At 64.8% G+C, this 25,088-nt stretch carries 22 protein-coding genes, 2 tRNA genes and 1 pseudogene; 13 read left to right on the top strand and 12 right to left on the bottom strand.

Going from position 1 to position 25,088, the window contains the following annotated elements; translation table 11 throughout:
• Window positions 1-97 precede the first annotated feature (97 nt).
• Window positions 98-182: transfer RNA gene (locus tag RTQ83_RS10535), tRNA-Leu, on the bottom strand.
• A 316-nt stretch (window positions 183-498) separates the two neighbouring features.
• On the opposite strand from RTQ83_RS10535, the pseudogene rnr reads away from it, so the two are divergent.
• The 4 genes and pseudogenes from rnr to RTQ83_RS10555 all read left to right on the top strand — a co-directional run.
• A pseudogene (gene rnr / locus RTQ83_RS10540) lies at window positions 499-2,835 on the top strand (ribonuclease R); the annotation flags it as partial.
• A gap of 1,040 nt (window positions 2,836-3,875) precedes the next feature.
• Window positions 3,876-4,619 (top strand): 23S rRNA (guanosine(2251)-2'-O)-methyltransferase RlmB, encoded by a 744-nt coding sequence (gene rlmB, locus RTQ83_RS10545; RefSeq protein ID WP_312514135.1) that lies wholly within the window; start codon window positions 3,876-3,878, stop codon window positions 4,617-4,619.
• A gap of 173 nt (window positions 4,620-4,792) precedes the next feature.
• Window positions 4,793-5,533, top strand: a complete 741-nt coding sequence (gene cysE / locus RTQ83_RS10550; protein WP_312514137.1) for a serine O-acetyltransferase — start codon at window positions 4,793-4,795, stop codon at window positions 5,531-5,533.
• 8 nt (window positions 5,534-5,541) lie between these two features.
• Complete coding sequence (locus tag RTQ83_RS10555) at window positions 5,542-6,234, top strand: YceH family protein (protein ID WP_312514139.1); 693 nt, start codon at window positions 5,542-5,544, stop codon at window positions 6,232-6,234.
• On the opposite strand, the gene RTQ83_RS10560 is transcribed toward RTQ83_RS10555, so the two are convergent.
• On the bottom strand, window positions 6,194-6,730 hold the full coding sequence (locus RTQ83_RS10560; RefSeq protein WP_312514140.1) for a hypothetical protein: 537 nt from the start codon (window positions 6,728-6,730) through the stop codon (window positions 6,194-6,196). The two genes, RTQ83_RS10555 and RTQ83_RS10560, sit on opposite strands and share 41 nt — an antisense overlap.
• A gap of 68 nt (window positions 6,731-6,798) precedes the next feature.
• Here RTQ83_RS10560 and RTQ83_RS10565 point away from each other — a divergent pair, with 68 nt between their 5' ends.
• Window positions 6,799-7,032 (top strand): hypothetical protein, encoded by a 234-nt coding sequence (locus RTQ83_RS10565; protein ID WP_312514142.1) that lies wholly within the window; start codon window positions 6,799-6,801, stop codon window positions 7,030-7,032.
• On the opposite strand, the gene RTQ83_RS10570 is transcribed toward RTQ83_RS10565, so the two are convergent.
• The 6 genes from RTQ83_RS10570 to RTQ83_RS10595 all read right to left on the bottom strand — a co-directional run bounded on the left by RTQ83_RS10570 (window position 6,990) and on the right by RTQ83_RS10595 (window position 11,438).
• Window positions 6,990-7,982, bottom strand: coding sequence for a hypothetical protein (locus tag RTQ83_RS10570; protein WP_312514144.1), 993 nt, complete (start codon window positions 7,980-7,982; stop codon window positions 6,990-6,992). The genes RTQ83_RS10565 and RTQ83_RS10570 overlap by 43 nt on opposite strands.
• Window positions 7,979-8,851: an ABC transporter ATP-binding protein gene (locus tag RTQ83_RS10575; protein ID WP_312514146.1), complete on the bottom strand. Its 873-nt coding sequence runs from the start codon at window positions 8,849-8,851 to the stop codon at window positions 7,979-7,981. Before RTQ83_RS10575 ends, RTQ83_RS10570 begins: the two co-directional genes overlap by 4 nt.
• Complete coding sequence (locus tag RTQ83_RS10580; protein WP_312514148.1) at window positions 8,848-9,213, bottom strand: GntR family transcriptional regulator; 366 nt, start codon at window positions 9,211-9,213, stop codon at window positions 8,848-8,850. The genes RTQ83_RS10575 and RTQ83_RS10580 overlap by 4 nt, the downstream gene beginning before the upstream one ends.
• Before the next feature lie 235 nt (window positions 9,214-9,448).
• Complete coding sequence (locus RTQ83_RS10585) at window positions 9,449-10,207, bottom strand: UDP-2,3-diacylglucosamine diphosphatase (protein ID WP_312514150.1); 759 nt, start codon at window positions 10,205-10,207, stop codon at window positions 9,449-9,451.
• A 31-nt stretch (window positions 10,208-10,238) separates the two neighbouring features.
• Window positions 10,239-10,730, bottom strand: coding sequence for a peptidylprolyl isomerase (locus RTQ83_RS10590; protein WP_290420293.1), 492 nt, complete (start codon window positions 10,728-10,730; stop codon window positions 10,239-10,241).
• A gap of 72 nt (window positions 10,731-10,802) precedes the next feature.
• Entirely contained in the window at window positions 10,803-11,438 is a 636-nt protein-coding gene (locus tag RTQ83_RS10595) for a peptidylprolyl isomerase (RefSeq protein WP_312514153.1), read from the bottom strand.
• A 281-nt stretch (window positions 11,439-11,719) separates the two neighbouring features.
• Here RTQ83_RS10595 and cysS point away from each other — a divergent pair, with 281 nt between their 5' ends.
• The 8 genes from cysS to RTQ83_RS10635 all read left to right on the top strand — a co-directional run bounded on the left by cysS (window position 11,720) and on the right by RTQ83_RS10635 (window position 21,846).
• Window positions 11,720-13,126 carry a cysteine--tRNA ligase gene (gene cysS / locus RTQ83_RS10600; protein ID WP_312514155.1) on the top strand — a complete coding sequence of 469 codons (1,407 nt, stop codon included), beginning with the start codon at window positions 11,720-11,722 and terminating at the stop codon, window positions 13,124-13,126.
• A gap of 29 nt (window positions 13,127-13,155) precedes the next feature.
• Window positions 13,156-13,809, top strand: coding sequence for a DNA-3-methyladenine glycosylase 2 family protein (locus RTQ83_RS10605; protein ID WP_312514266.1), 654 nt, complete (start codon window positions 13,156-13,158; stop codon window positions 13,807-13,809).
• A gap of 125 nt (window positions 13,810-13,934) precedes the next feature.
• The gene (locus RTQ83_RS10610) at window positions 13,935-14,912 is read left to right on the top strand and encodes an acetyl-CoA carboxylase carboxyltransferase subunit alpha (protein WP_312514157.1); all 978 of its coding nucleotides are present in this window, start codon (window positions 13,935-13,937) and stop codon (window positions 14,910-14,912) included.
• Window positions 14,909-16,330, top strand: coding sequence for a tRNA lysidine(34) synthetase TilS (gene tilS, locus RTQ83_RS10615; protein ID WP_312514159.1), 1,422 nt, complete (start codon window positions 14,909-14,911; stop codon window positions 16,328-16,330). Before RTQ83_RS10610 ends, tilS begins: the two co-directional genes overlap by 4 nt.
• A gap of 159 nt (window positions 16,331-16,489) precedes the next feature.
• Window positions 16,490-17,737: an aspartate kinase gene (locus RTQ83_RS10620; RefSeq protein ID WP_312514161.1), complete on the top strand. Its 1,248-nt coding sequence runs from the start codon at window positions 16,490-16,492 to the stop codon at window positions 17,735-17,737.
• Window positions 17,738-17,841: 104 nt separating this feature from the next.
• Window positions 17,842-17,934 (top strand) — tRNA-Ser (locus RTQ83_RS10625).
• Window positions 17,935-18,450: 516 nt separating this feature from the next.
• Window positions 18,451-20,661, top strand: coding sequence for an aldehyde oxidoreductase molybdenum-binding subunit PaoC (paoC, locus tag RTQ83_RS10630; protein WP_312514163.1), 2,211 nt, complete (start codon window positions 18,451-18,453; stop codon window positions 20,659-20,661).
• A 216-nt stretch (window positions 20,662-20,877) separates the two neighbouring features.
• Window positions 20,878-21,846, top strand: coding sequence for a 3'-5' exonuclease (locus tag RTQ83_RS10635; protein ID WP_312514165.1), 969 nt, complete (start codon window positions 20,878-20,880; stop codon window positions 21,844-21,846).
• A gap of 49 nt (window positions 21,847-21,895) precedes the next feature.
• On the opposite strand, the gene RTQ83_RS10640 is transcribed toward RTQ83_RS10635, so the two are convergent.
• The 4 genes from RTQ83_RS10640 to RTQ83_RS10655 form a co-directional block, all read right to left on the bottom strand.
• The gene (locus tag RTQ83_RS10640; RefSeq protein WP_312514167.1) at window positions 21,896-22,534 is read right to left on the bottom strand and encodes a superoxide dismutase; all 639 of its coding nucleotides are present in this window, start codon (window positions 22,532-22,534) and stop codon (window positions 21,896-21,898) included.
• Between the two features lie 168 nt (window positions 22,535-22,702).
• Window positions 22,703-23,029 carry a DUF3325 domain-containing protein gene (locus RTQ83_RS10645; protein WP_312514168.1) on the bottom strand — a complete coding sequence of 109 codons (327 nt, stop codon included), beginning with the start codon at window positions 23,027-23,029 and terminating at the stop codon, window positions 22,703-22,705.
• The gene (locus RTQ83_RS10650) at window positions 23,022-24,677 is read right to left on the bottom strand and encodes a PepSY-associated TM helix domain-containing protein (RefSeq protein WP_312514170.1); all 1,656 of its coding nucleotides are present in this window, start codon (window positions 24,675-24,677) and stop codon (window positions 23,022-23,024) included. Before RTQ83_RS10650 ends, RTQ83_RS10645 begins: the two co-directional genes overlap by 8 nt.
• 34 nt (window positions 24,678-24,711) lie before the next feature.
• Window positions 24,712-25,008: an iron uptake protein gene (locus RTQ83_RS10655; protein ID WP_312514172.1), complete on the bottom strand. Its 297-nt coding sequence runs from the start codon at window positions 25,006-25,008 to the stop codon at window positions 24,712-24,714.
• Window positions 25,009-25,088 lie beyond the last annotated feature (80 nt).

A 25,088-nucleotide genomic window follows, 5' to 3' on the forward strand; every position in this document is an offset into this window, starting at 1 on the left:
CGCGGCACATGGACCTGAACCATGCGCGTCTACCAATTCCGCCACGTGGGCACTGAAACTGCATTCACAACGGTACTGCTTTATTACAGGTAGCATTTGGTGCCCACGGAGGGACTCGAACCCCCACACCTCGCGGCACATGGACCTGAACCATGCGCGTCTACCAATTCCGCCACGTGGGCACTGCAACATCAACTCTGCTACAATATCAGGCTTTGTCATTTTCCGCTAGATCAACATTTTGTCGGTCACCGCGTCGAACGCTCTTCCTGCTACTGCTGTTCTCCTCGCTTCGATGTTGCCACCGTTGCTGAAGAGACCGAGATTATAGCGGATCATTTTCAATAGTCAAAGACCCAACGTGAAGTTCGTGACAGGCGTGGGTCGAAGCTCAGCGACACAACCGCGAGCACGCCACGTTAGGCGAATCGGAGAGACCTCCGTTACACTACGCCTGTCAAGGTGTCAATCAAGCCTGGCCCAGGCGCTCCCCTTATTATGGCGAGCTTGCCTACCGCCATTAATCAGCCCTGGCCCTCGTGCCGGCCAAAAGAAAAAAGAATCGATTTGAAGCAACCTACTCATACCATTCCAAGCCGCGAGGAAATCCTCGCCGTGTTCCGCGATGCCACCGAGCCGCTCGATGCGGCCGCCCTGGCCCGTGCCCTGAAGGTCAAGCCTGCCGCGCAGGAAGTACTCGGACGCCGTCTCAACGCCATGGAGCGTGACGGCCAGATCCGTTCGGACCGCAGCGGCACCTACCAGCTGGCCGACCATTCCGGCTTCATCGCCGGCCGCGTCAGCGCGCATCGCGACGGTTTTGGTTTCGTGATCCCGGACGACGCCAGCCCGGACCTGTTCCTGTCCGACCGCGAGATGCAGAAAGTGCTCAATGGCGACCGCGTGATGGCGCGCGTCACCGGCACCGACCGCCGCGGCCGCCTGGAAGGCTCGATCGTCGAAGTGGTCGAGCGCGCCAATACCCACATCATCGGCCGCCTGCTCAATGAAGGCGGGGTCTGGATCGTGTCGCCGGAAGACCAGCGCATCAACCAGGACGTGCTGGTGATCGGTTCGCCGGGCAAGGCGCGCGCGGGGCAGGTGGTCAGCGTCGAGCTGATCGAGCAGCCGGGCCGTTTCCAGCAGCCGACCGGCCGCATCGCCGAAGTGCTCGGCGAACTGGACGATCCGGGCATGGAAATCGAGATCGCGGTGCGCAAGTTCGGCGTGCCGCACGTGTTCTCGCCGCCGGCCCTGAAACAAGCCGCGCGCCTGCCGAACGAAGTCATCGATGCCGACCTGGCCGATCGCGTGGACCTGCGCGACGTGCCGCTGGTAACGATCGACGGCGAAGACGCCCGCGACTTCGACGATGCCGTGTACTGCGAACCGGTCACGATCGATGGCGTCCAGGGCTACCGCCTGCTGGTCGCGATCGCCGACGTCAGCCACTACGTCAAGCCAAACGACGCGCTCGACGCCGACGCGATCGAGCGCAGCACCTCGGTGTACTTCCCGCGCCGCGTAATCCCGATGCTGCCTGAGAAGCTGTCCAACGGCCTGTGCTCGCTGAACCCGGCGGTCGACCGCTGCACCCTGGTGTGCGACATGGTCGTCACCGCGGATGGCGAAGTCAGCGCTTACCAGTTCTATCCGGCCGTGATGCACTCGGCCGCGCGCCTGACCTATAACCAGGTGGCCGAGATCCTGGGCGATACCGACGGCGAAGAAGCACAGAATCGTCCCGGCATCGTGCCGCACCTGCTGAACCTGAACGACGCCTTCCGCGCGCTGCTGAAAGCGCGCCAGGAGCGCGGTGCGATCGACTTCGAAACCACTGAAACCTATATCGTTTGCAACCCGCTGGGCAAGATCGAAAAGATCATCCCACGCACCCGCAACGACGCGCACCGCCTGATCGAAGAGTGCATGCTGGCCGCCAACGTGTGCGCCGCCGACTTCCTGCTGCGCCACAAGCACCCGGGCACCTTCCGCGTGCACGCCACGCCAACCGAAGAAAAGCTGAACCAGCTGCGTACCTTCCTCAAGCTCGTCGGCCTGAACCTGGGCGGCGGCACCAAGCCGACCGCGCGCGACTACGCCGCCGTGATGAAGGAAATCCGCGAGCGTCCGGACGCGACCCTGCTGCAGACCATGCTGCTGCGCTCGATGCAGCAGGCGGTGTACAGCCCGGACAACGTCGGCCACTTCGGCCTGGCGTACGAGGCGTATGCCCACTTCACCAGCCCGATCCGCCGCTATCCGGACCTGCTGACCCACCGTGCGATCAAGGCGATCCTGCTGGGCAAGCGCTACGAGCCGAAGGGCATCGAGCTGGGCAAGCTGAACACGACGCAATCGAACTCGGCGCGCAAGCAGGCCGCGAAAGACCGCCTTGAGGGCAAGCCGCAGAAGAGCGAGAAGGACCTGACCATCTGGGACGCGCTCGGCGTGCACTGCTCGGCCAACGAACGCCGTGCCGACGAAGCGTCGCGCGATGTCGAGAACTGGCTCAAGTGCTTCTTCATGCAGGACAAGCTGGGTGAAGAATTCACCGGCACCGTGGCCGGCGTGACCACCTTCGGCATCTTCGTCCAGCTGGACGAATTGTTCGTCGAAGGCCTGGTGCACATCACCGAACTGGGCCAGGATTACTTCCAGTACGATGAAGCGCGCCACGAGCTGCGCGGTGAGCGTACCGGCCAGCGCTACGGCCTGACCGACCGCGTTACCGTCAAGGTCGCCAAGGTCGACCTGGAGGCGCGCAAGATCGATCTGGTGCTGGCGTCCAGCGACAGTGCGGTTGCGGGCGAAGAGCGCGTTGGCGGCGGTCGTAACGGATCGCGCAACAACGGCCAGAAGAACGGTCAGAAGCGCGACGAGCCGCGTTTCGAACAACGCGAAGAATCGCGTTCGGAAAAGCGCGACTCGAAACGCAACCGTCGCGGCAAGCGCAACAAGGGCGGCCAGGACAATGGAACGCGCTTCGGCGCACCGTCGGCAGTGCCGGTTGCGGCGCCAACGACGCTGGCCGCCGTGCCATCGCCGATCGAGCGCGCGCGCCAGGCGGTGCAGGATACCCTGGAGCCGACGCAGACTGCCAAGCCGAAGTCGCGCAAGGCGCGTGCCAAGGCACGGGCTGAAGAGCGTGCGAATGCGGCGCAGGTGCAGGCTCCAGCAGCACCGGCAGTTGCACCGGCGCCTGCACCAGTAGCGCCGAAGCCTGCTCCAGCTCCAGCTCCAGCGCCGCTGGTTGTCGAAGCAGTGGCGAGCGAGGCGCCGGCCAAGCCGGCGCGCAAGCCGCGTGCTGCCAAAACGCCGATCGCCAGCGTGGTAGAGGCGCCGGTTGCAGCACCGGTCGCAGCGCCAGTAGCTGAGCCGGTCGCCGTCAAGGCGGCGGCAAAGCCGGCCGCCAAGCGCGCAGCCAAAGCCGCAGCCGCGCCGGCCGCAGAGCCAGCAGTCAAGCCGGCAGCGAAAGCAGTCAAGCCAGCCGCCAAGCGCGCTGCCAAGCCGGCAGCACCCGCGCCGGTTGAGGCGCCTGCAGAGGCACCTGCGAAGGCTCCCGCTAAAGCTCCGGCGAAAGCAGCAGCCAAGGTTGCCGCCAAGGCCCCGGTCAAAGCGCCAGCCAAGACCGCTGCCAAAAAGGCGCCTGCGAAGGCAGCCGCCAAGCCCGTCGTACCTGAACCAGTCGTGTTCGCTGTAGACAATCCGGCCAAGGCAGCCGCCAAGAAGCCAGCCGCCAAGAAGGCAGCCGCGCCACGCAAGGCAGCGGCCAAGAAAGACGTCGCCAAAGAAGACGCACCCATCGCGGCCAAAACCGCGTCCAAAACCAGTAAGAAGCGCAGTACCTGAAAAACGAAGAGAAGAAGTACAGCATGAAGAATAAAATGATTTTCGGCTTCCACGCAGTCACCTCGCGGCTGCGCCACGAAGCCCAGTCGGTGGAAGAAATCTTCGTCGACGCCGAACGCAATGACGGTCGCATGAAGGACCTGATCGCCAACGCCAAGGCCGCCGGCGTGCGCGTGATGCCGGTCGACGCCGCGCGTCTGGACAAGATCACCGGCACCCGCCGCCACCAGGGCGTGATCGCCTTCGCCAGCCAGCTGGCGCTGGCGCGCAACCTGGATGAGCTGCTCGATGCGATCGAGGGTCCGCCGCTGCTGCTGATCCTGGACGGCATCACCGATCCGCACAACCTGGGCGCCTGCCTGCGCGTGGCCGACGGCGTCGGCGCGCATGCGGTGATCGTGCCGAAGGACCGCGCGGTGGGCCTGAACGCCACCGCGGCCAAGGTCGCCAGCGGCGCGGCCGAGACCGTGCCTTACATCACCGTCACCAACCTGGCGCGCACCATGCGCGAACTGAAGGAACGCGACATTCTCCTGATCGGCACCTCGGACGACGCCGACAAAGGCCTGTACGAAGCCGACTTCACCGGCCCGGCAGCGCTGGTGATGGGCTCGGAAGGCGAGGGCATGCGCCGCCTGACGCGCGAGACCTGCGACGTGCTGGTCAACATTCCGATGTTCGGCTCGGTCGAGAGCCTGAACGTGTCGGTGGCGTCGGGCGTCTGCCTGTACGAAGCACGCCGCCAGCGCATCGCGCGCGAAGGCTGATTTAGCCTGACGTAGGGCGGGCTGCGGCGTACGCTGCAGCCCGCATGCAAACCAGGGCCGCACGGCCCGCCCGCAGCCAACTCGCGTTGCGCACCTCCCCGGCATTATTAGCTTCTCAAGCAATCCCGCCCCGGATCGGCTACCATGAACGCCGTTCCACTCCGAGTACCACCATGTTTTTCTCCCGACTCCGCGACGACATCCGCAGCATCATCGAGCGCGACCCCGCCGCCCGCAACGGCTGGGAAGTGCTGACCTGCTACCCCGGACTGCACGCGGTCATCATGCACCGCTGGGCGCACGCCTGCTGGCACATCAACCTGAAGTGGCTCGGCCGCTTCATCTCGATGCTCGCGCGCGCCTTCACCGGCATCGAAATCCACCCCGGCGCCACCATCGGCCGCCGCGTCTTCATCGACCACGGCTTCGGCGTGGTCATCGGCGAAACCGCCGTCATCGGCGACGACTGCACCATCTACCAGGGTGTCACGCTCGGCGGCACCACGCTGGTGGCCGGCACCAAACGCCATCCGACGCTCGAGCGTGGCGTGATCGTCGGCGCCGGCGCCCAGGTGCTGGGCGCGTTCACGGTCGGCGAATACGCCAAGATCGGTTCCAATGCCGTGGTCGTCAAACCGGTGCCGGCCGGCGCCACCGCGATCGGCAATCCGGCCCACATGGTGCGCAAGGAAGAGCAGTCGCGCAGCGCGCGCCTGTTCGCCGCCTATGGCGTCACGCCGAATGGCGACGACCCGCTGTCGAAAGCCCTGCGCGGCCTGATCGACCACGCCGCGCGCCAGGACGAGCAGATCGAGCGCCTCACCGCGGTGGTCAAGGCCGCCGGCCTGTGCTGTCCGAGCATGCAGGAGGGTGATAAACTCGACTCGGAACAATTGAACCGCTTAGTGGAGTAGAACAACGCATGACGAATGAAACGACTGGCGACGCCAGCGACACCGCAGCCGTACTGGACCCGGTCGAGCTGCGCGTACTGGCTGTGCTGGCCGAAAAGGAAGCGCTGACGCCCGACAATTATCCGATGTCGCTGAACGCGATCGTGAACGGCTGCAACCAGTTGTCGAGCCGCGATCCGGTGATGCAGCTGGGCGAAGACACCGTGCTCGACACCCTGCAGCGCCTGACGGAACGCAAACTCGTGAACGCCATCTCGCAGGCCGGTGCCCGTGTGGTGAAGTACGAGCACCGGATGCGCATCAAGTGGACGCTGGAACAGGACAAGCTGGCCGTGCTCACCATCCTGATGCTGCGCGGCCTGCAGACCGCCGGCGAGATCCGCACCCGCACCGGCCGCCTGCACGAATTCAAGACCGTGCAGGACGTCGAGAACGCGCTGCAATTCCTGATCGACAAATACCCGCCGCTGGTCGCCAAGCTGGACCGCGCGCCGGGAGCCAAGGAATCGCGCTACGGCCAGCTGCTGGGCGGCGAGATCACCATCGTCGGCGGCAGCGAACAAAGCGCCTCCAGCGCTGGCGGCGGCGGCCTGACCCAGGGCGCACGCGTCCAGCAGCTGGAGCAGGAAGTCGCATCCCTGCGCGGCGAGCTGGAAGAACTCAAGGTGCAGTTCGAGGCGTTTCGCCAGCAGTTCCAGTAACCGCGGGCGGGGCTTCCGGCTCGAGCTCGATCAAGGCATCGTCGCTCCAGCTGGTGTCCCCGAGCGGCACGCGGAAGCCCTTGCCCTCGGTTTCGAGCTCGGCGCTGCGGTTGCCGTCGACCAGCACGGCGGCCGCCAGCGTCTTGCCGTGCTTGAAGGTGAACCCGGCCTGGCCGCGCTCGTGGTAGCCGCACCAGTCGCGGGTGCGTAACAGCGTGTTCGCCGCCAGTACCACCCACAGCGGAATCTCTTCCTTGATGATCGCGACCTGCACCCGGCACTCCAGGCGCGGGTCGCCCAGGTGCTGGACATTGTCCGGCAGGCCAGGTGAGCGCACCACCGGCGTTACCCGGTAGTTGCGGCGTTTCTGGTTCAGGACCAGTTCGCTTTTGGTGTCGAGCGCGGCCTGGCTGCGCGGCACCGTGAAGAAGCCCGCAGCGTCGACCGGCAAGGCCAGGCTGAACCCATCGTTGCCGTCGAGGCGCGCCGTCGGCAACGTCGCCTGGGCGGCGCCGCCCCGCGGCTCACCTTGAAGCGCAGCGTCTCGGTCTTCGGCGCCATGCCATGGTGCTGGTCGAAGGCATCCAGGCCGGCGACGATCGCCGCGTACTTGCGCACTTCCGGGTCGCGCAGGGCGTTGACCTTGATCTCTTCCGGGCTGTCCGGCTTGCTGTCCGCGGCCAGGGCAGCCAGGGCGGGCAGACAGCAGCTGAGCAGGGCGCCAACCGCTATCAGGTGAAGGCGGCCCATGGCAATCAGCCCTCGTCGCGCCAGCGGCGCAGGCGGATCGCACCGTAGATCATCGCGCAGCCGGCCACGGCGGCGATCCAGACCGCGGGCGAGGACAGCGTCGAGTAGGACAGGCGCAGCAGCATGACGGTGTCCAGCCCGCCTTCCATCTGGCGCATGGTCGCGGTATCGAGTTCGCCGAACCAGATGCCCGGCATCAGGCCGCCCAGGAAACGCGCCAGCACCTCTTCGCCGATCCACTTGGCATGTAGCGACATGCCCGAAAAGCGCCCGACCAGGAAATCGAACCAGGACAGGATCGCCAGCGCCGCCAGCGGCAGGCCGACCGCCCACAGGAACACCTTGGAGCGCGCCCAGCTCGACACCAGCAGCAGCCAGCCGACGCTCGGCAGCGCCCAGATGATGTACAGCGGCAGGAAGGCGAGCAGGTACAGCGGCGACAGGTAAAGCCGGTAGTCGGCCAGCACCGGATTGAACAGGTTGATGTTGTTGGCGGCGGCCGCGACCAGCCCGATCGCCAGCAGCAGCAGCGAGGCGGCGATGCCGATGCCGATCACCACCAGGGGCGCCACCAGCAGCGCGACGATGACCTTCGACAACACGGTATCGACATCCGACAGCGGCAGCGACTTCCAGAACAGGATGCTGCGGTCGCGCCGGTCGTCGTGCAGCGCCGCCAGGCAGTAGAAGAACGCCACTACCGGCAGCACCAGGAACAGCGGTGCCGACAGCGCCAGGTAGCTCGATGCGGCGACGCCCGCCAGTTGCGCGCGCAAGTTGGGCGGAATGCCGTTGACCGCGATGACATCGTGTTCGCCGACCTGGAAGTGGAACGAACCGGTCGACGCTGCGGCGTACAGGCCGCCGCCACCGATCAGCAGCACCAGGATCGCCGCCACCAGCAGCGGCGCCCAGATGAAGGCGCCCTTGTGTTCCCACAGTTCGCGCCGGATCAGCCATTTCATGGTATTCATTGGTTTGCCGACTGAGGTGCTCATGCGTAGGTTCCTTTCATGGTGGCGACGAACAGGTCGGCCACGCTCGGATTGCGGACTTCGCCCAGGGCGGCCAGCTGCTCGCGCGAGACGCCGCCGACACGCTTGGCGTCGAACAGCATCACCGACTTGCCGAACACGGTGCGCTGGTCGATCGGCTGCAGCGCATTGGCCGCCGCGATCTTGTCGCCGCTCACCATCACTTCGACATAGCGTTCGCCGATCTCTTCCATCGAGGCTGACAGCGCGATCTTGCCGTCGCGGATGAACAGCAGGTCGGTCAGGATGTGCTCGACTTCCTCGACCTGGTGCGTGGTAATGACGATGGTCTTCTCTTCGTCAAAATAGTCCTCCAGCAGGTTCTGGTAGAAACCCTTGCGGTAGATAATGTCCAGGCCCAGGGTCGGCTCGTCCAGCACCAGCAGCCTGGCGTCGATCGCCATCACCAGCGCCAGGTGCAGCTGCACGATCATGCCCTTGGACATTTGCTTGACCTTCATTTCCGGCTGCAGCTTGGTGTTGGCGATGTAGCGCTCGGCCTTGGCACGGTTGAAGCGCGGATGCACGCCGGCCACGAAGTCGATCGCATCCTTCACCCGCAGCCAGCGCGGCAGGATGGCGACGTCGGCGATGAAGCAGACTTCCTGCATCAGCGCATCGCGCTGGGTGCGCGGATCGTAACCCAGCACCGACAGCTCGCCTTCAAATGGGATCAGGCCCAGCGCCGCCTTCAGGGTGGTGGTCTTGCCCGAACCGTTGGGGCCGATCAGGCCGACGATGCGGCCGGCCGGGATCTCGAAGTCGATGCCGTCGACCGCCACCTGCTTGCCGTAGCGCTTGGTCAGGCCGCGTGCCGAGAGGACGGCGCTCATGCCGGCCCCCGTTCCGATTTGCGCAGCAGCTGCTCGACGTCCAGGCCCAGACGGCGGATGCGCTCGACCATCGCCGGCCACTCTTCGCGCACGAAGCGCTCGCGCTCGCTGGCCAGCAGTTTTTCGTTTGCTCCCTCGGTGACATACATGCCAATTCCCCTTCGCTTTTCCACTAAGTTCTCGTCGACCAGTTCCTGGTAAGCCTTCGATACGGTGATCGGATTGAGTTGATACTCGGCCGCGATCTGGCGTACCGAGGGCAGGGCGTCGCCGGGCCTGAGGGCGCCGTCGAGCATCATGCCTACCACCCGCTCCTTGAGCTGGCGGTAGATCGGGGTGTTATCGTTCCAGCCGACATCCATGAGCGGCCTCCGTGCGGGTGCGGTGCGGCGTGGCGTGCATGCCTGCCTCCTTATGGTGGTGTGTTGATGTGGTGTTGTAGTGGACTATAACACCATGCGCGCGGATGTAAACATGCATACGCGAGATTATGCGGGTAGGGTTGGTGGCTGTGCCGCCGACGCGTTCAAATCACGTAAGCAGTCCGCGCGGTATATCGAAAGCCGCCTGAACGCGTCGGCGGCGGAGCCGCCAACCCTACAAGATGGTGCCGTCGAGGTCGTAGCGCGCGATGCTGCCGTCGCGCTGGAGCGCGATCCAGCCGCCGCGTTGCGGCTCGGCGTCGAGCTCCCAGTCGGGGAGCACATAGCGCAGCCGGTCGCCATGCGCGTGCACGGCAGGGCGGTGGGTATGGCCATGGATGATCACCGACGCGTCGAGCGCAGCGAATACCCCGTCCACGGCTTCGGGCGTGACGTCCATGATCTGGTAGTCCTGGCCAGATTGCGCCTCGCGGCTGCCTTCGCGCAGGCCGGCGATGATCGCCTTGCGCTGCGCCAGCGGCATGCCGAGGAACTGCGCCTGCCAGGCCGGATCGCGCACCTGGGCGCGGAAGGCCATGTACTTGGTGTCCTGGGTGCATTCGGCGTCGCCGTGCACCAGCGCGATGCGGCGTGGGCCGGTGTCGATCAGGTGGGGTTCTTGCAGCAGGCTCAGACCGGCGGCCTCGGCAAACGCCGGGCCGACCAGGAAATCGCGGTTACCGGCCAGCCAGTACACAAGCGTGCCGGCGTCGCTCAGCGCGCGCAGCGCGGCGACGATGCCGGCATTGAACGGGTCGGCGATATCGTCATCGCCGGCCCAGTATTCGAAGATGTCGCCGAGCAGGTAAAGCCGCTCGGCGTGCGCCGCGTGTTCCCGCAAAAAGCGCAGAAAGGCTTCCTGCGTCTGCGGGTGCGAAGCCTGCAGGTGCAGGTCGGATATGAACAGCGCGAACGGGCGCGCAGTCAGCGTCATCGGATTGACTGGTGCTGGTGCGCGCCGTCCATCAGATGACTTCGATCTTTTCGATGATCACGTCTTCGACCGGCACGTCCGAGTGCATGCCGCTGCGGCTGGTCTTGACGCCGTTCAGTGCATCGACCACGTCCTGGCCGGCGGTGACTTTGCCGAACACGGCGTAGCCCCAGCCGTCCTGGCCCGGATAGTCGAGGAAGGCGTTGTTCTTGGTGTTGATGAAGAACTGGGCCGATGCCGAGTGCGGCGCCGAAGTGCGGGCCATGGCGATGGTGTACTTGTCGTTCTTCAGGCCGTTCTTGGCTTCGTTCTCGACGGTCGCGTCGGTTGGCTTTTGCTTCATGCCCGGCTCGAAACCGCCGCCCTGGATCATGAAGTCCTTGATCACGCGGTGGAAGATGGTGTTGCTGAAGTGGCCCTTGTTGACGTATTCCAGGAAGTTGGCGACGGTCTTCGGCGCCTTGGCATCGTCCAGTTCGACGGTGATGTTGCCCTGGTTGGTGGTGATGAGTACGTTCGTCATGGGTTGTCCTGTTCCTTGATTGTTGTTCGGATCGGCCCGCGCCCGTTGAAACGGACGCGAGTTGCAAGGTCGCTATTTTACAAGCTTGTCGCCTTTGAGGAGGGTGGTCGATTTAATCGTGATCGGCACCACCGGCACGTTCTGCATATTGCGCACGTCGTCCACCACCACGCCCTTGATCTTGTCCACCACTTCCTGGCCCTTCACGACGCGTCCGAACACGGTGTAGCCCGAGCCGCCCACGTGCGGGTAGTCGATGCCCGAATTGTCGGCCACGTTGATGAAGAACTGCGAAGTCGCGCTGTCCGGGTTGTCCTCGCGCGCCATCGCCACCGTGTACGGCAGGTTCGACAGGCCGTTGTTGGATTCGTTCTTGACCGCCGGACGGGTCTTGCGGCCTTCGAACTTTTCGTTCATACCGCCGGCCTGGATCATGAAGCCGTCGATCACGCGGTGGAAGATGGTGCCTTTATAAAAGCCGGATTTCACGTAGGCCAGGAAGTTGGCCACGTTCTTGGGCGCCGCTTCCTGGTCGAGCTCGACGACGATCTCGCCCATCGTGGTCTTGATCGAGACCTGGGGCATCGGCTTGGCCGGTGCGGCCGGTGCATCCTGGAAGGCGAAGGCGGCGCCGGAGAGCATCATGACGCTGCCGGCGACGGCGAGACGGGCGAGCAGGGAACGGCGAACTGGCTGTAACGATGGCATGAAGGCTATCCTCCGGTGGAGCGCTGTCAAGGGTTGTCCACAAAAATAAAGCTGGACCGTAGGCGGCCAGCCGGGTTTTTATCAATGCTATACTGCGTAGACCGGCGCTAGCGGAAACGCGCCCCATTCTATCAAATAAGAACAACAACGAGGACCGCGGCGAACCCCGAGCCGATCGGGTCGTCCGGCGCTTCATCGAGCCATCGATGGCAGTGCCCGGATGGCTATTGCGGTTCGCCCTTCCTCCCGAAGGATCAACTCGGAATTCAAAGCGGTAATCAATGAACGAACTGAAGAGCCAACTAAAGATTTACAACACGCTCGCGCGTGACAAGCAAGTATTCGTCCCGAAGGTCGCCGGCAAGGTCGGCATGTACGTATGCGGCATGACCATCTACGATTACTGCCATATCGGCCATGCGCGAATGATGATGGCTTTCGACGTCGTGTACCGCTGGCTGATGACCTCGGGCTATGAAGTCGAGTACGTCCGCAACATCACCGACATCGACGACAAGATCATCCGCCGCGCGGTGGAAAACGGCGAGACCATCGGCTCGCTGACCTCGCGCTTCGAGAAATACATGGACGAAGACACGGCCGCGCTCGGCATCCTGGCGCCGACCGTGGTGCCGCGCGCCACCGAATACGTGCCGCAGATGTTGGCCATCATCGACAAGCTCGAGCAGAAGGGCCTGGCCTACAAGAGCGAGGACGGCGACGTCAACTACGCCGTGCGCGGCTTCGAGGGCTATGGCAAGCTGTCCGGCAAGTCGCTCGACGACCTGCGCGCCGGCGAGCGCGTCGACGTCAATACCGGCAAGCGCGATCCGCTCGACTTCGTGCTGTGGAAAGCGGCCAAGGAATCCGAACCGCTTGAGGCCAAGTGGGATTCGCAATGGGGCCAGGGCCGTCCGGGCTGGCACATCGAGTGCTCGGCGATGTCGTGCGCGACGCTGGGCGAGCACTTCGATATCCACGGCGGCGGCGCCGACCTGCAGTTTCCGCACCACGAGAACGAGATCGCCCAATCCGAAGGCGCGTTCGGCGCGCCGATGGTCAACTACTGGATCCACAACGGTTTCGTGCGCGTCGATAACGAAAAGATGTCCAAGTCGCTGGGCAACTTCTTCACCATCCGCGAAGTGCTGAAAAAGTACGACGCCGAAGTGGTGCGTTTCTTCATCCTGCGCGCCCACTACCGCAGCCCGCTGAATTATTCGGATGCGCACATCGACGACGCCAAGGGTGCGCTGACGCGCCTGTACACGGCACTGAATGGCATCGAACTGGGTGCTGAGGCGGTGAGCGTCGACTGGGACGAAGCCCACGCCGCGCGCCTGCGCGAAGCGATGGACGACGATTTCAATACGCCGCTGGCGGTGGCCGCGCTGTTCGACCTGGCCAGCGAAGTCAACCGCACCAAGTCGGTCGCGAGCGCGCGCCAGTTGAAGGCGCTGGCCGGCGTGCTCGGCCTGCTCGAGCGCTCGCCGCAGCAATTCCTGCAGGCCGGCGTGGCGCAGGAAGGCGCGCTGGGTGAAGCCGAGATCCTGGACGCCATCGCGCGCCGCGCCGCCGCCAAGGGCGCGCGCGATTTCGCGCAAGCCGACGCCATCCGCAAAGAACTCACCGCCGCCGGGATCATCCTGGAAGACAAGCCGGACGGAACGACCTGGCGCCGCGCATGATGGCAGCGAACAAGGACAAGTCCGGCGGCATGAACGCCGCGGGCGGAGCAGTCGCCGAGGCACTGGCCGTGCCGGCCTACTGGGCCGAAGCCAAGCTCGAGCTGATGCAGCGCGACCGCATCATGAACAAGCTGATTCCGCAGTTCGGCGACCTGCACCTGCGCGGCCAGCCCGACCCGTTCACCACGCTGGCGCGTTCGATCGTCGGCCAGCAGGTCACGCCGAAAGCGGCGGACCTGGCCTGGGGCAAGCTGCTGGCGGTATGCCCCAAGCTGTCGCCCGGCTGCGTGGTGAAAGCCGGCGCGGCGCAGCTCTCGGGCTGCGGCCTGTCCAAGCGCAAGACCGAATACATCCTCGACCTGGCGGACCATTTCAAGGCCAAGCGCGTGCATGCCGACCTGTGGTCGGAAATGGATGACGAAGCCGTCATCGCCGAGCTGGTGCAAATCCGCGGCATCAGCCGCTGGACAGCCGAGATGTTTTTGATATTTAATCTGCTGCGGCCGAACGTCCTGCCACTGGACGACCCCGGCCTGATCCAGGGCATCAGCCAGAATTATTTCTCGGGCGAACCGGTCTCGCGCAGCGATGCGCGCGAAGTCTCGGCCAACTGGGAGCCCTGGCGCACGGTGGCGACATGGTACTTGTGGCGCAGCCTGGACCCGGTATCGGCCCCCGGCTGAGCATTTTTGAGGCAGCCACCGACCCCCTGGCTACGGTAGAATAGCGCCCTGATCCGCCGCGCATGAGCACTCTCACAATAAACTGAGTAAGACATGTGCGGCCACGACATTACCCCGGAGGTACAATGACTAAAACAACTTTCCTCAATTTTGAGCAGCCGGTCGCCGAGCTGGAATCCAAGATTGAAGAGCTGCGGTTCGTGCAGGACGATTCCGCCGTCGACATCTCCGAAGAGATCGACCGCCTGGCCAAGAAGAGCCAGCAACTGACCAAGGACATCTACGCCAAGCTGACTCCGTGGCAAGTGTCCCAGATCGCGCGCCACCCGCAGCGTCCGTACACGATGGACTACGTGAACGCGATCTTCACCGATTTCCATGAATTGCACGGCGACCGCACCTTCGCCGACGACCAGTCGATCATCGGCGGCCTGGCCCGTTTCAACGGCCAGCCATGCATGGTGATCGGCCACCAGAAGGGCCGCGATACCAAAGAGCGCGCGATGCGCAACTTCGGCATGCCGAAGCCCGAGGGCTACCGCAAGGCGATGCGCCTGATGAAGCTGGCCGAAAAATTCGGCCTGCCGATCTTCACTTTTGTCGACACCCCGGGCGCGTTCCCGGGCATCGACGCCGAAGAGCGCGGCCAGTCGGAAGCGATCGGCCATAATCTGTACGTCATGGCCGAACTGAAAGTGCCGCTGATCGCCACGATCATCGGCGAAGGCGGTTCGGGCGGCGCGCTGGCGATCGCCGTCGGCGACGCGGTGCTGATCCTGCAATACGCGACCTATTCGGTGATCTCGCCGGAAGGCTGCGCCTCGATCCTGTGGAAGACCTCGGAACGTGCGGCCGACGCCGCCGACGCCCTGGGCCTGACCGCGCACCGCCTGAAGGCGATGGGCCTGGTCGACAAGATCGTCAACGAACCGCTGGGCGGCGCCCACCGCGATCCGGCCCAGATGGCGCAGCTGCTCAAGCGCGCGCTGGCCGACACCCTGCGCCAGTTCCAGGGCATTAGACCGAAGGACTTGCTGGAAGCGCGTCATCAGAAGCTGATGACCTACGGTAAGTTCAAGGAAACCCTGCCGCGCGAAGAGTGAGCCGTTCCAAGGCCGGCGACCTGCCGGCAGCACTTTCTTCAGCATTCGCGCAAGCCCTGAGCGGCTTGCGCGCGCAATATTCTCCTTCCCGCATGGCCATCGCCTGCAGCGGCGGCCTCGATTCGATGGTCCTGCTGCGGCTGGCGCACGTCTGGTGCAAGGAAGAGGGCATCGCGCTGCTTGCCCTGCACGTGCACCATGGACTGAGCCCGCATGCGGATGACTGGCTGGCCCACGTCGAGCATGCATCGAGCGAACTCGGCATCGCCTGCGACCACCGCCGCGTCACCGTGCCGAACGACGGTTCCGGTGTCGAGGCTGCCGCGCGCAAGCTGCGCTATGCGGCGCTGGGCGAGATGTGCCGCGCGCACGATGCAAGCCTGCTGTTGACCGCCCATCACCTCGACGACCAGGCCGAGACCGTGCTGCTGCAATTGCTGCGCGGCTCCGGCCCGGCCGGCCTGTCCGGCATGGATGCGTCGAATCGCGCGCCCGACCTGCTGGGCGACGCTGCGCTCGTCATGGCGCGTCCGCTACTGACCCAGCCGCGTGCGGCGCTGGAAGCGTACGCGCAAGCGCAGGCGATAACCTGGGTCGAGGACGAATCGAACCAGGACCCGCGCTATACCCGCAACGTGCTGCGCCACCAGGTGATGCCTGCGCTGGCCAACAATTTTCCCGGCTTCCAGGCGCGCATCGCGCGCGGCGCCGCCCACGTCGCGGCGGCCCAGCGCATGCTGGACGAACTGGCGGCGCAGGACCTGGCCGCCTGTCTCGATGGCGACGCGGTGGACCTGGGTCGCCTGTCGCAGCTGAGCCATGACCGCATCGACAATACCCTGCGCCACCTGTTCGTGGTGCGCGGCCTGGCGATGCCGTCCACCGCCTGGCTCGGCGAGATGGTTGTGCAGCTGTTCACGGCGCGCGAAGACGCGCAGCTGAAAGTCACGCACCCGGGCTGCGTCATCCGCCGCCATCGCGGCAAGCTGTATCTGACGCCACCGCTGGCCGAGCTGGCCGGCATGCGCGATCCGGACGACGCCGGCGTACTGGAAAAATTCGGCCAGGATTTCCGCTGGCAGGGCGAGCCGATGCTGGCATTCCCTGATTACGGCGGCGCGCTGCATTTCGAGGCGGCCGGGCAGGGCTTCGATGCCGCCTGGCTGCGCGGCCAGCGCTTGACCATCGACTTCCGCAAAGGCGGCGAGCGGCTCAAGCCGGCGGCCAACCGGCCCACGCGCGGCCTGAAGGCGCATTACCAGGCACTGGGCGTGCCGGCATGGGAGCGTGAACGGCTGCCGGTCGTCACCGCCGCGCTGGACCTGCTGTTCGCGGCCGGAATCGGCATGGACTGCCGTCATTTCGGCGCGCCGGGCGCCGAGCTGGTCGCGCTGCGCTGGGTGGCGAACGCGGCCTGATTCGCGCGGCCGCGTCATACCTTTCGGGTATTACTTTATTTTCTTTTCATATAGCTTTTCCGACCATCGCTGCTTGTGATGGCGCATTGCAACATGCTAGAGTAAGGGTCCCCTAGAACACATTTGTCATCCTTCTCACCAGTAGGAACCCTTCCCGATATGGCTTTAATTGTCCACAAATATGGCGGAACGTCGATGGGATCGACGGAACGCATCAAGAATGTCGCTGCCCGCGTGGCCAAGTGGCATGACGCAGGTCACCAAATCGTTGTCGTCCCGTCCGCGATGTCGGGCGAGACCAACCGCCTGATTGGTCTGGCCAAGGAAATCATGGCCCAGCCTGACCCGCGTGAACTGGACATGATCGCCTCCACCGGCGAGCAGGTATCGGTCGGCCTGCTGGCGATGGCGCTGCTGGCGATCGGCAAGGATGCGGTGTCCTACACCGGCTGGCAGGCGGGCATCCGCACCGACTCGTCGTTCACCAAGGCGCGCATCCAGTCGATCGACGACACCCGCGTGCGGGGCGACCTGGCCAACGGCAAGATCGTGATCATCACCGGCTTCCAGGGCATGGACGACGATGGCAATATCTCGACCCTGGGCCGCGGCGGCTCGGACACCTCGGCGGTGGCGATCGCGGCCGCGCTGAAGGCCGACGAATGCCTGATCTACACCGATGTCGACGGCGTCTACACGACCGATCCGCGCGTGGTGGACGAGGCGCGCCGCCTGTCCAAGATCACCTTCGAGGAAATGCTCGAACTGGCCTCGCTGGGCTCGAAAGTACTGCAGACGCGGTCGGTCGAGTTCGCAGGCAACTACCAGGTGCCGACGCGCGTGCTGTCGTCGCTGACCGACCCTTTGATGCCGCTGGCCGAAGAAGCCAAGTCCGGCACCCTGATCTCGTTTGAGGAAGAAAGCAATATGGAACAAGCCGTCATCTCCGGCATCGCGTTCAATCGCGACGAAGCAAAGATCACCGTCCTGGGCGTGCCGGACAAGCCGGGCGTCGCCTTCCACATCCTGGGCCCGATCGCCGACGCCAACATCGAAGTCGATATGATCATCCAGAACCAGTCGGTGGACGGCAAGACCGATTTCACCTTCACCGTGCCGCGCGGCGACTACGTGCGCGCCATGACCGTCCTGGAGAGCAACAAGGAACAGCTGGGCGCCACCAAGGTGCTGGGCGACGCCAAGGTGTCGAAGGTGTCGGCGGTGGGCGTGGGCATGCGCAGCCACGTCGGCGTGGCATCGCAGATGTTCCGCACGCTGTCGGAAGAGGGCATCAACATCCAGATGATCTCGACTTCGGAAATCAAGATCTCGGTGCTGATCGACGAGAAGTACATGGAGCTCGCGGTGCGCGCCCTGCATAAAGCGTTTAACCTGGAGCAAGGTTAACAATTTTCAAAATTTTTGGGCGTGCGTCCTTGACGCCAGGAGCACCAGCCCTTAAGATGCGTGCACTCAGCGCTGACTGACAAGCAAGTTTGGCAGCACTGATTGGAGACGTGGCCGAGTGGCCGAAGGCACATCCCTGCTAAGGATGCATACGGCTTATACCCGTATCGTGGGTTCGAATCCCACCGTCTCCGCCAAGTATCATGAGAGAAGCCACCGCAAGGTGGCTTTTCTCATTCCGGGACAGCGCAGACGAGAAGTGCGCCTGCGCGCGCTTCGTGTGGGATTCGAAGGGTTGCGCGTACTCGCGCAACCGCGGCCTGCAGGATGCAGGCGAATCCCACCGTCTCCGCCAGAATAAGCTCCACGGTGATCCAGGGAGATCAAAAAAACCGCTGTCCTTTTGGGCAGCGGTTTTTTTCGTTCCAGTGTCAGGAGATGTCCCGCTTGGCCATCAAGCCGGTGTACAGGAATGCACCGCGACCCGTATGCAATGATGAGCGGTCTTCATAAGTCTCATGAGCGTGCGGGGCTACTCGCCGGCACGTTCGCCGTCTATATTGTCCAGTAACTAAGTCGTTACGAGGAATACGGATGAAACGCACGCGCGCAGCTTTGCCCCTCAAGCTTGACTCAGAGGTCAACTCCCCGGACCGCACGTCTCTGCCGCAGCAGCGTGGCCATGCTCCTGCTGTTGGCGAAGGAGTGTCCGCATGAAGTTCGACACACCGGCCAGACAGAATCCGATCGACCGCCTGAAGGTGGTCGGCAAGCCAACCGAGCGCATCGACGGCCCACTGAAGACCACCGGCCGCGCGTCCTATGCCTATGAGCATCACCAGGAAGTACCGAACGCCGCCTACGGCTACATCGTCGGCGCCGGTATCGCCAAGGGCCGCATCGCTTCGATCGACCTGAGCAAGGCGCGCGCCGCGCCTGGCGTGCTCGGTATCGTCACGGCCGAGAATGCTGGCAAGATCGACAAGGGCGCCTTTTATGTCGCCCGACCGCTGGCCGGCCCCGAGGTCGACCACTACCACCAGGCTGTGGCGATCGTGGTCGCCGAGACCTTCGAGCAGGCGCGCGCCGCGGCCCAGCTGGTCAAGGTGCGCTACGCGCGCGGCAAGGGCAGCTTCGATCTGGCGGCCGCACGTGCGCGCGGTGCGGCCAAGCGGCCGGCCAAACCGAATCCGGAACTGGCGTCAAGTACCGGCGACTTCGCGGCCGCCTTCGCCGCGGCGCCGGTGAAGCTGGACGCGACCTACACCACGCCAGACCAGTCACACGCCATGATGGAGCCGCACGCGACCATTGCGTCCTGGGACGGCGAACGGCTGACGCTATGGACCGCGATCCAGCTGGTGACCTGGGGCGTGCGCGACATGGCCAAGACGCTCGGCATCGCGCCGGAAAACATCCGGGTGGTGGCGCCGTACATCGGCGGCGGCTTCGGCGGCAAGGGCTCGATCATGAGCGATGCCGTCATGGCCGCGCTGGCCGCGAAACAGGTGGGGCGCCCGGTCAAGGTGACGCTGCAGCGCGCGCTGATGGCCAACAACACCACGCACCGCGCCGCCACCATCCAGCGCATCCGCATCGGCGCCGGGCGCGACGGCAGGATCACGGCGATCGGCCATGACAGCTGGTCGGGCAATCTGGGCGACGGTCCGGAAACGGCGACCGCGCCGACGCGCCTCTTGTATGCCGGCGCCAACCGCATGACCAAACTCAGCGTCGCGCACCTGGATCTGCCGGAAGCGAACGCCATGCGCGCGCCGGGCGAGACGCCGGGCATGATGGCGCTCGAGATCGCGATGGACGAGATGGCGGAAAAGCTCGGCCTCGATCCGGTCGAGTTTCGCATCCTGAACGACACGCAAGTCGACCCGGAGTCGCCCGAGGTGCCGTTCTCGACCCGGCGCCTGATCGAATGCCTGCGCCTGGGCGCCGAGCGTTTCGGCTGGAACGCGCGCAGCGCCAAACCGGCGAGCCGGCGCGACGGGCGCTGGCTGGTCGGCATCGGCATGGCGGCCGGTATCCGCGGCGCGCCGACCGTCAAGTCGGCGGCGCGCGTGCGGCTGGGCCGCAGTGGGGACGTCACGGTCGAGACCGACATGACCGACATCGGCACCGGCAGCTACACCATCCTGGCCCAGACCGCGGCCGAAATGCTGGGCGTCGGGATCGACCGGGTGACCGTGCGCCTGGGCGACTCGGACCACCCGGATGGCGCCGGATCGGGCGGCCAGTTCGGCGCGGCCTCGTCCACGGCCGGCGTCTACGCGGCCTGCGTCAAGCTGCGCGAAAAGATCGCGCAGCAACTCGGCTTCAATGGCGCCAACGTGGAGTTCGTGGGTGGACGGGTGCGCGCCGACGGCGCCAGCCGGCCGCTGCGCGATGCGGCCGCCAATGGCGAACTAAGCGGCGAAGACACGATGGAGTACGGCGACCTCGACAAGCGCTATGCGCAGCAGACCTTTGCCGCCCACTACGTCGAGGTGGGGGTCGATGCCGCCACCGGCGAGATCCGCATCCGGCGCATGCTGGCCGTGTGCGCCGCCGGACGCATCATCAATCCGCTGGCCGCGCGCAGCCAGATCATCGGCGGCATGACCATGGGTGCCGGCGCCGCGCTGATGGAAGAGCTGGCGGTGGACAAGCGCCTGGGATTTTTCGTCAATCACGACCTGGCAGGTTATGAAGTGCCGGTGCATGCGGATATCCCGCATCAGGACGTGATTTTCCTGGATGAAGTCGATCCGACGGCCGGACCGCTGAAGGCCAAGGGCGTCGGCGAACTGGGCATCAGCGGGGTGCCGGCGGCGATCGCCAACGCGGTATACAACGCGACCGGGATCCGGGTGCGCGAGTATCCGATTACGCTGGACAAGCTGCTGGACCGCTTGCCAGCGGATGTATCTTGAGTCGACGAGGGCAGGGCGCAGGGAGGAGGGAACAGGGGAGCTTTGAACGTGCGTTGCAGTGAACAAGGATCGCCCCCGATGTTCATAAGTTTGAAGCGGGTGGCGACTCCAGTGAGTATTGGCTAGTTTCTGTCGTTTATGGCGCAGCTATACTCGCGCGAGCGACGGCAGACTGTGCGACCATATTGGAGCGGGCCGGACCTGATCACGGAAGCGATGCTCGACTTACATTACCCAACCTCCGGCGCGCCGATTGTTTTTTTCGATTTTGAGACTACTGGGCTGTGCCCGAAAAAAGAGTCGATTATCGAGATCGCGGCGGTGAAATACATTCCTGGTGCCGAGTCGCATCCTCATATGGCGCAGCTCATTGCGATCGATCGTCCACTACCGCCATTCATCACGAAACTGACCGGAATCACCGATACCATGCTCCGTCACCAAGGGCGGCCCATGAGCGAGGTGTTGGATGAGTTCATCGAATTCATCGGAGACCACGACGTAGTCGCCTTCAATATCAATTTCGATGCGCGCTTCTTGAACGCCACGGTCGAACGACACGGACGACGTCCGATTCGGAACGCAGGGCATTGCGCTCTTGCGCGGGCAAGGGCTGCCTGGCCCGAGCTTCCAAACCACAAATTAGTCACAGTGGCGCGGCATCTCGAGCTGGAAATGGGAACTGCGCACCGCGCGTTGAATGACACCCTGCTCGCGCTGGAAGTATATTTCCGGTCGCTCCACGTCGACAGCCGGGAGACACCATCAAAGGTCGCGCACAAGCCGGCGCAGAGCAAGGCGGTGGCGACGGGTGCGCCATCGGTCATACCCGTGATAACGGGGCCGCGACAGTTCAGGATCGAAGTGCTCGGCACCGGCCGCTACCAGGACGTGTTTCATGATGTTTGCGGTCCGAGGACCGCCAAAGGCGCGGCCTTGGACGTCCAGGTGCAGTTACGTGTCGAGGCAAAATCGAACGCTGTGCGGGTATTGGTCCAGGAAGAAATCGTCGGAAACCTGGCGCCGCGCGTCGCTCTGGATTTTCGTCGCGCCATTATTGAAGGTGACCTTGCCGAATTCACGCATTTCGAATGCTCTGCCAAGATCCGGGGTGGCAGGATCAGTGAATCGCCGAATGACGGGAATTACGTGATGTGGCTCGACATTCCGCAACACGACGATTAGACAACGAGTCCGACAGGCAGGCGCCCAAGCGGCGCCTGCCAACCGTCGATCAGCCAGCCTGGCTGCTCAGCGCTTCCTGGTAGCGACGTTCGACCTCGCCCCAGTTGATGATGTTGAAGAACGCGGCGATGTAATCAGGACGCTTGTTCTGGTACTTCAGGTAGTACGCGTGTTCCCATACGTCCAGGCCCAGGATCGGAGTGCCGCCCGACATGCCGGCGAACTGGCCCATCAGCGGGTTGTCCTGGTTGGCGCTGCTTTCCACCAGCAGCTTGCCGTCCTTGCCGACGGTCAGCCAGGCCCAGCCGCTACCGAAGCGGGTCTGGGCGGCCTTGGTGAAGGCGTCCTTGAAGGCGTCGTAGCCGCCCAGGTCGCTCTCGATGGCTTGCGCCAGTTGCTCCGACGGCTTGCCGCCGTCCGGGCTCAACACGGTCCAGAACAGGGCGTGGTTGGCGTGGCCGCCACCGTTGTTGCGCACCACGGTCTGGATGTTCTGCGGCAGCGAACCGATGTCGCTGATCAGCTGTTCGACCGGGACTTCGTCGACATTGTTTTCCGCCAGCGCGTTGTTGACGTTGGTGATGTAGGTCTGGTGGTGCCTGGTGTGGTGAATTTCCATGGTCTGCGCATCGAAATGCGGTTCCAGGGCGTTGTAGGCGTAGGGTAAAGGCGGCAGTGCATAAGGCATGATCGTTCTCCGTTCAGTTGGTTGGGAACACTGTTCCTGAATGAAGGACTGTCCGGAACCGGCATGCCAGTCCCGAAGCGGGCGCAGCGGCGCCGTCCGATGATGTTTTACAGTTGCATAACAGGGCGGCGGCGATCGCCCCCGGGTCCGCTCGCCGGACCGGGACGCTTACCGGGCGCCCTGACCTGTCCAGAATACCAGCATCCCGAGAACGCTGGCGCGCCAGGTGAGTGTGAGCGCGACCGTCAGGACGCTGCCGGCCAGCGCCATGAACCAGACCAGCACCGCGATCGACGGCGAATCGACCGCCAGGCACAGCGCGAGCGACACGGCGAGCGCGGCAGCGCCCATGGTGCGCAGGGTCTTGATCAGGGCCGGCGGCTGCGGCACGGCGCCGCGTACCTGGGCCCAGTGCACGTCCATCGACAGCGCCAGCCAGCCCATGCCGGCCACGCAGGCGAGCAGGGCGGCCAGTAGCAGCAGGGAATCATGCATGGCCGGCCTCCAGCTTCATGGACGGGGCCGCGGCGCGGATCGCTTCGCGCCGTTGCAGCTTGCGCGCCGCCAGCAGGGCCAGCACGGCGCTGGCCAGCATGAACAGGTCGGCGCCGGCCACCGGCCAGTAACCGGCACTGACCGTGCGCAGCAGATGGTCGCCGGTGGTGATCCAGTTCAGCAGCGGAGCGGCCACGGCCAGCGCCGCGATCGCCAGGCATTGCTCGCGCCAGGCCGGGGCCAGGCGGCCTGCGGCGACCGCGGCGGTGCGCCAGTAGGCATGGAGCGCGGCCAGCAGCCAGGCGCCCCAGAAGCAGTATTTCTCCATGCTGCCGCGCCATGGCCAGCCGGCCGGCAGGGTGTCGGGCAGCAGGCGGTTGGCGATCAGCATCGACAAGGTGGCGAGCAGCATGCCGGTGACCACGGTGACGGCCAGCGCGTCGACGATGCGGGCCCCGCTCACGCCCTGCTTGGCGTGCTGGCGCTTGCGCTTCTCGACGAAGAAGAACAGGCCGGTGGCGATGCAGGCGCAGCCGGCCAGGCCGCCCAGCACGTACAGCCAGCGCAGCAGCCAGTGGCGGAAGTGCTGCAGGTGCAGGCCGGTCAGGAATTCATTGATGCGCGCCACCAGGGTTGGCGGCGGATCCTCGCGCAGCACTTCGCCGGTCGACGCCTTGAAATGGATGCCTTCGCCGGCGAGCTGGATGCGGTCGGTACCGGCGCGGTAGATGCTGACGTAGCCGTTGGCGTCGCCCACGTGTTGCACGTTCAGGTAGCCGACGTCGCCCGCCATGCCTTTCGCGGCCCAGCGGCGCTGCGCTTCCAGCACCATCGCGTCGACCGAGGCCATGCGCGCCGGGACGCCGGCGCGGTCGTGCGGCAGGCCGGTCTCTTTGGCTTCGACCTGCTCGTGCTTGTCGTGCAGCGGCGCCAGCTGGGTGTGCGTCACCGGGAAATAGATATAGGCGAAGATCACCAGGCCGGTGAAAGCGAAGAAGAAGTGGAACGGCAGCGCGGCGACGCCGGTCAGGTTGTGCATGTCGAGTATGCTGCGCTGGGTGCTCTTCTTGGGCCGGAAGGTGAACAGTTCGCGGAAGATCTTGCGGTGCATGATGACGCCGGTAACCAGGGCCATCAGCATCATCAGGGCGGCGAAACCGACGATCCAGTAGCCGATGTTCTTCCAGTCAAGCGTCAGGCTGTAGTGCAGCGGGTAGAAGAAGCCGCTGCCGATCTTGAGGCGGTCGTCGGGCAGGGCGACGCCGGTGCGCGGGTCGATGGTGCGGTTGGCCCAGACCGCGGTTTCATGGTCCTTGGCGTTCGGCACTTCGTAGCCGATGAACAGGGTCAGCACCGGATCGCGGTGGGTGGTGTAGGCGCCCCAGCTGCGCGGGGTGTCGAAGCGCGCCGGCAGCGGGCCGTCCACCAGGCCGGCCACGGCGGCGCGCTCGACTTCGTTCGGCTGCACGCTCTCGAAAATCGGCTTGAGCATCTTGTCGAACGAGGGCATCGGCTGCGGCTCGTAGCGGGTATCGGGAATCGCCCAGCGGTCGATCTCGCGGTCGAACACCGAGAGCGAGCCGAAGAAGAACACCACCATCAACACCAGACCCAGGGCCAGGCCGAACCAGGTGTGCAGCCAGGCCATCGTGTGGCGCAATTGCGGGAATATGGCGCTCTCCTCAGACCAGTTGCTGCTGCAGCAGCCAGGCGCCGGCGGTCAGCGCAGCGCCGCCGCCCACCAGCGTGAGCGCGGTGCGGCGCAGGTCGCGCGCGGCGAACGCGGCCAGGAAGGCGCCCAGGAACACCAGGATGCCGACGATGTAGGACAGGTGTTCGGCATCGTGGAACTCCATGCCCGCACCGAACAGCATGGTCACGCCGGCGGCGACGATGCCCCAGGTGAAGACGTAGCCGCCGAGGACGGCGACCGCGGTGCGCCAGGCGATGTGGCTGCGGGTCAAGGTAATGGAGTTCATGAGTAGGGTGGCCGGCCGCTGGAAAATCGGAGAATGATAATCATTCTCATGATAGAGCGGTCTACGCCCCTTGACAAGCG

The organism is Massilia sp. (assembly GCF_031995545.1).
In the GTDB taxonomy this organism is placed as follows: Bacteria; Pseudomonadota; Gammaproteobacteria; order Burkholderiales; family Burkholderiaceae_D; genus Telluria.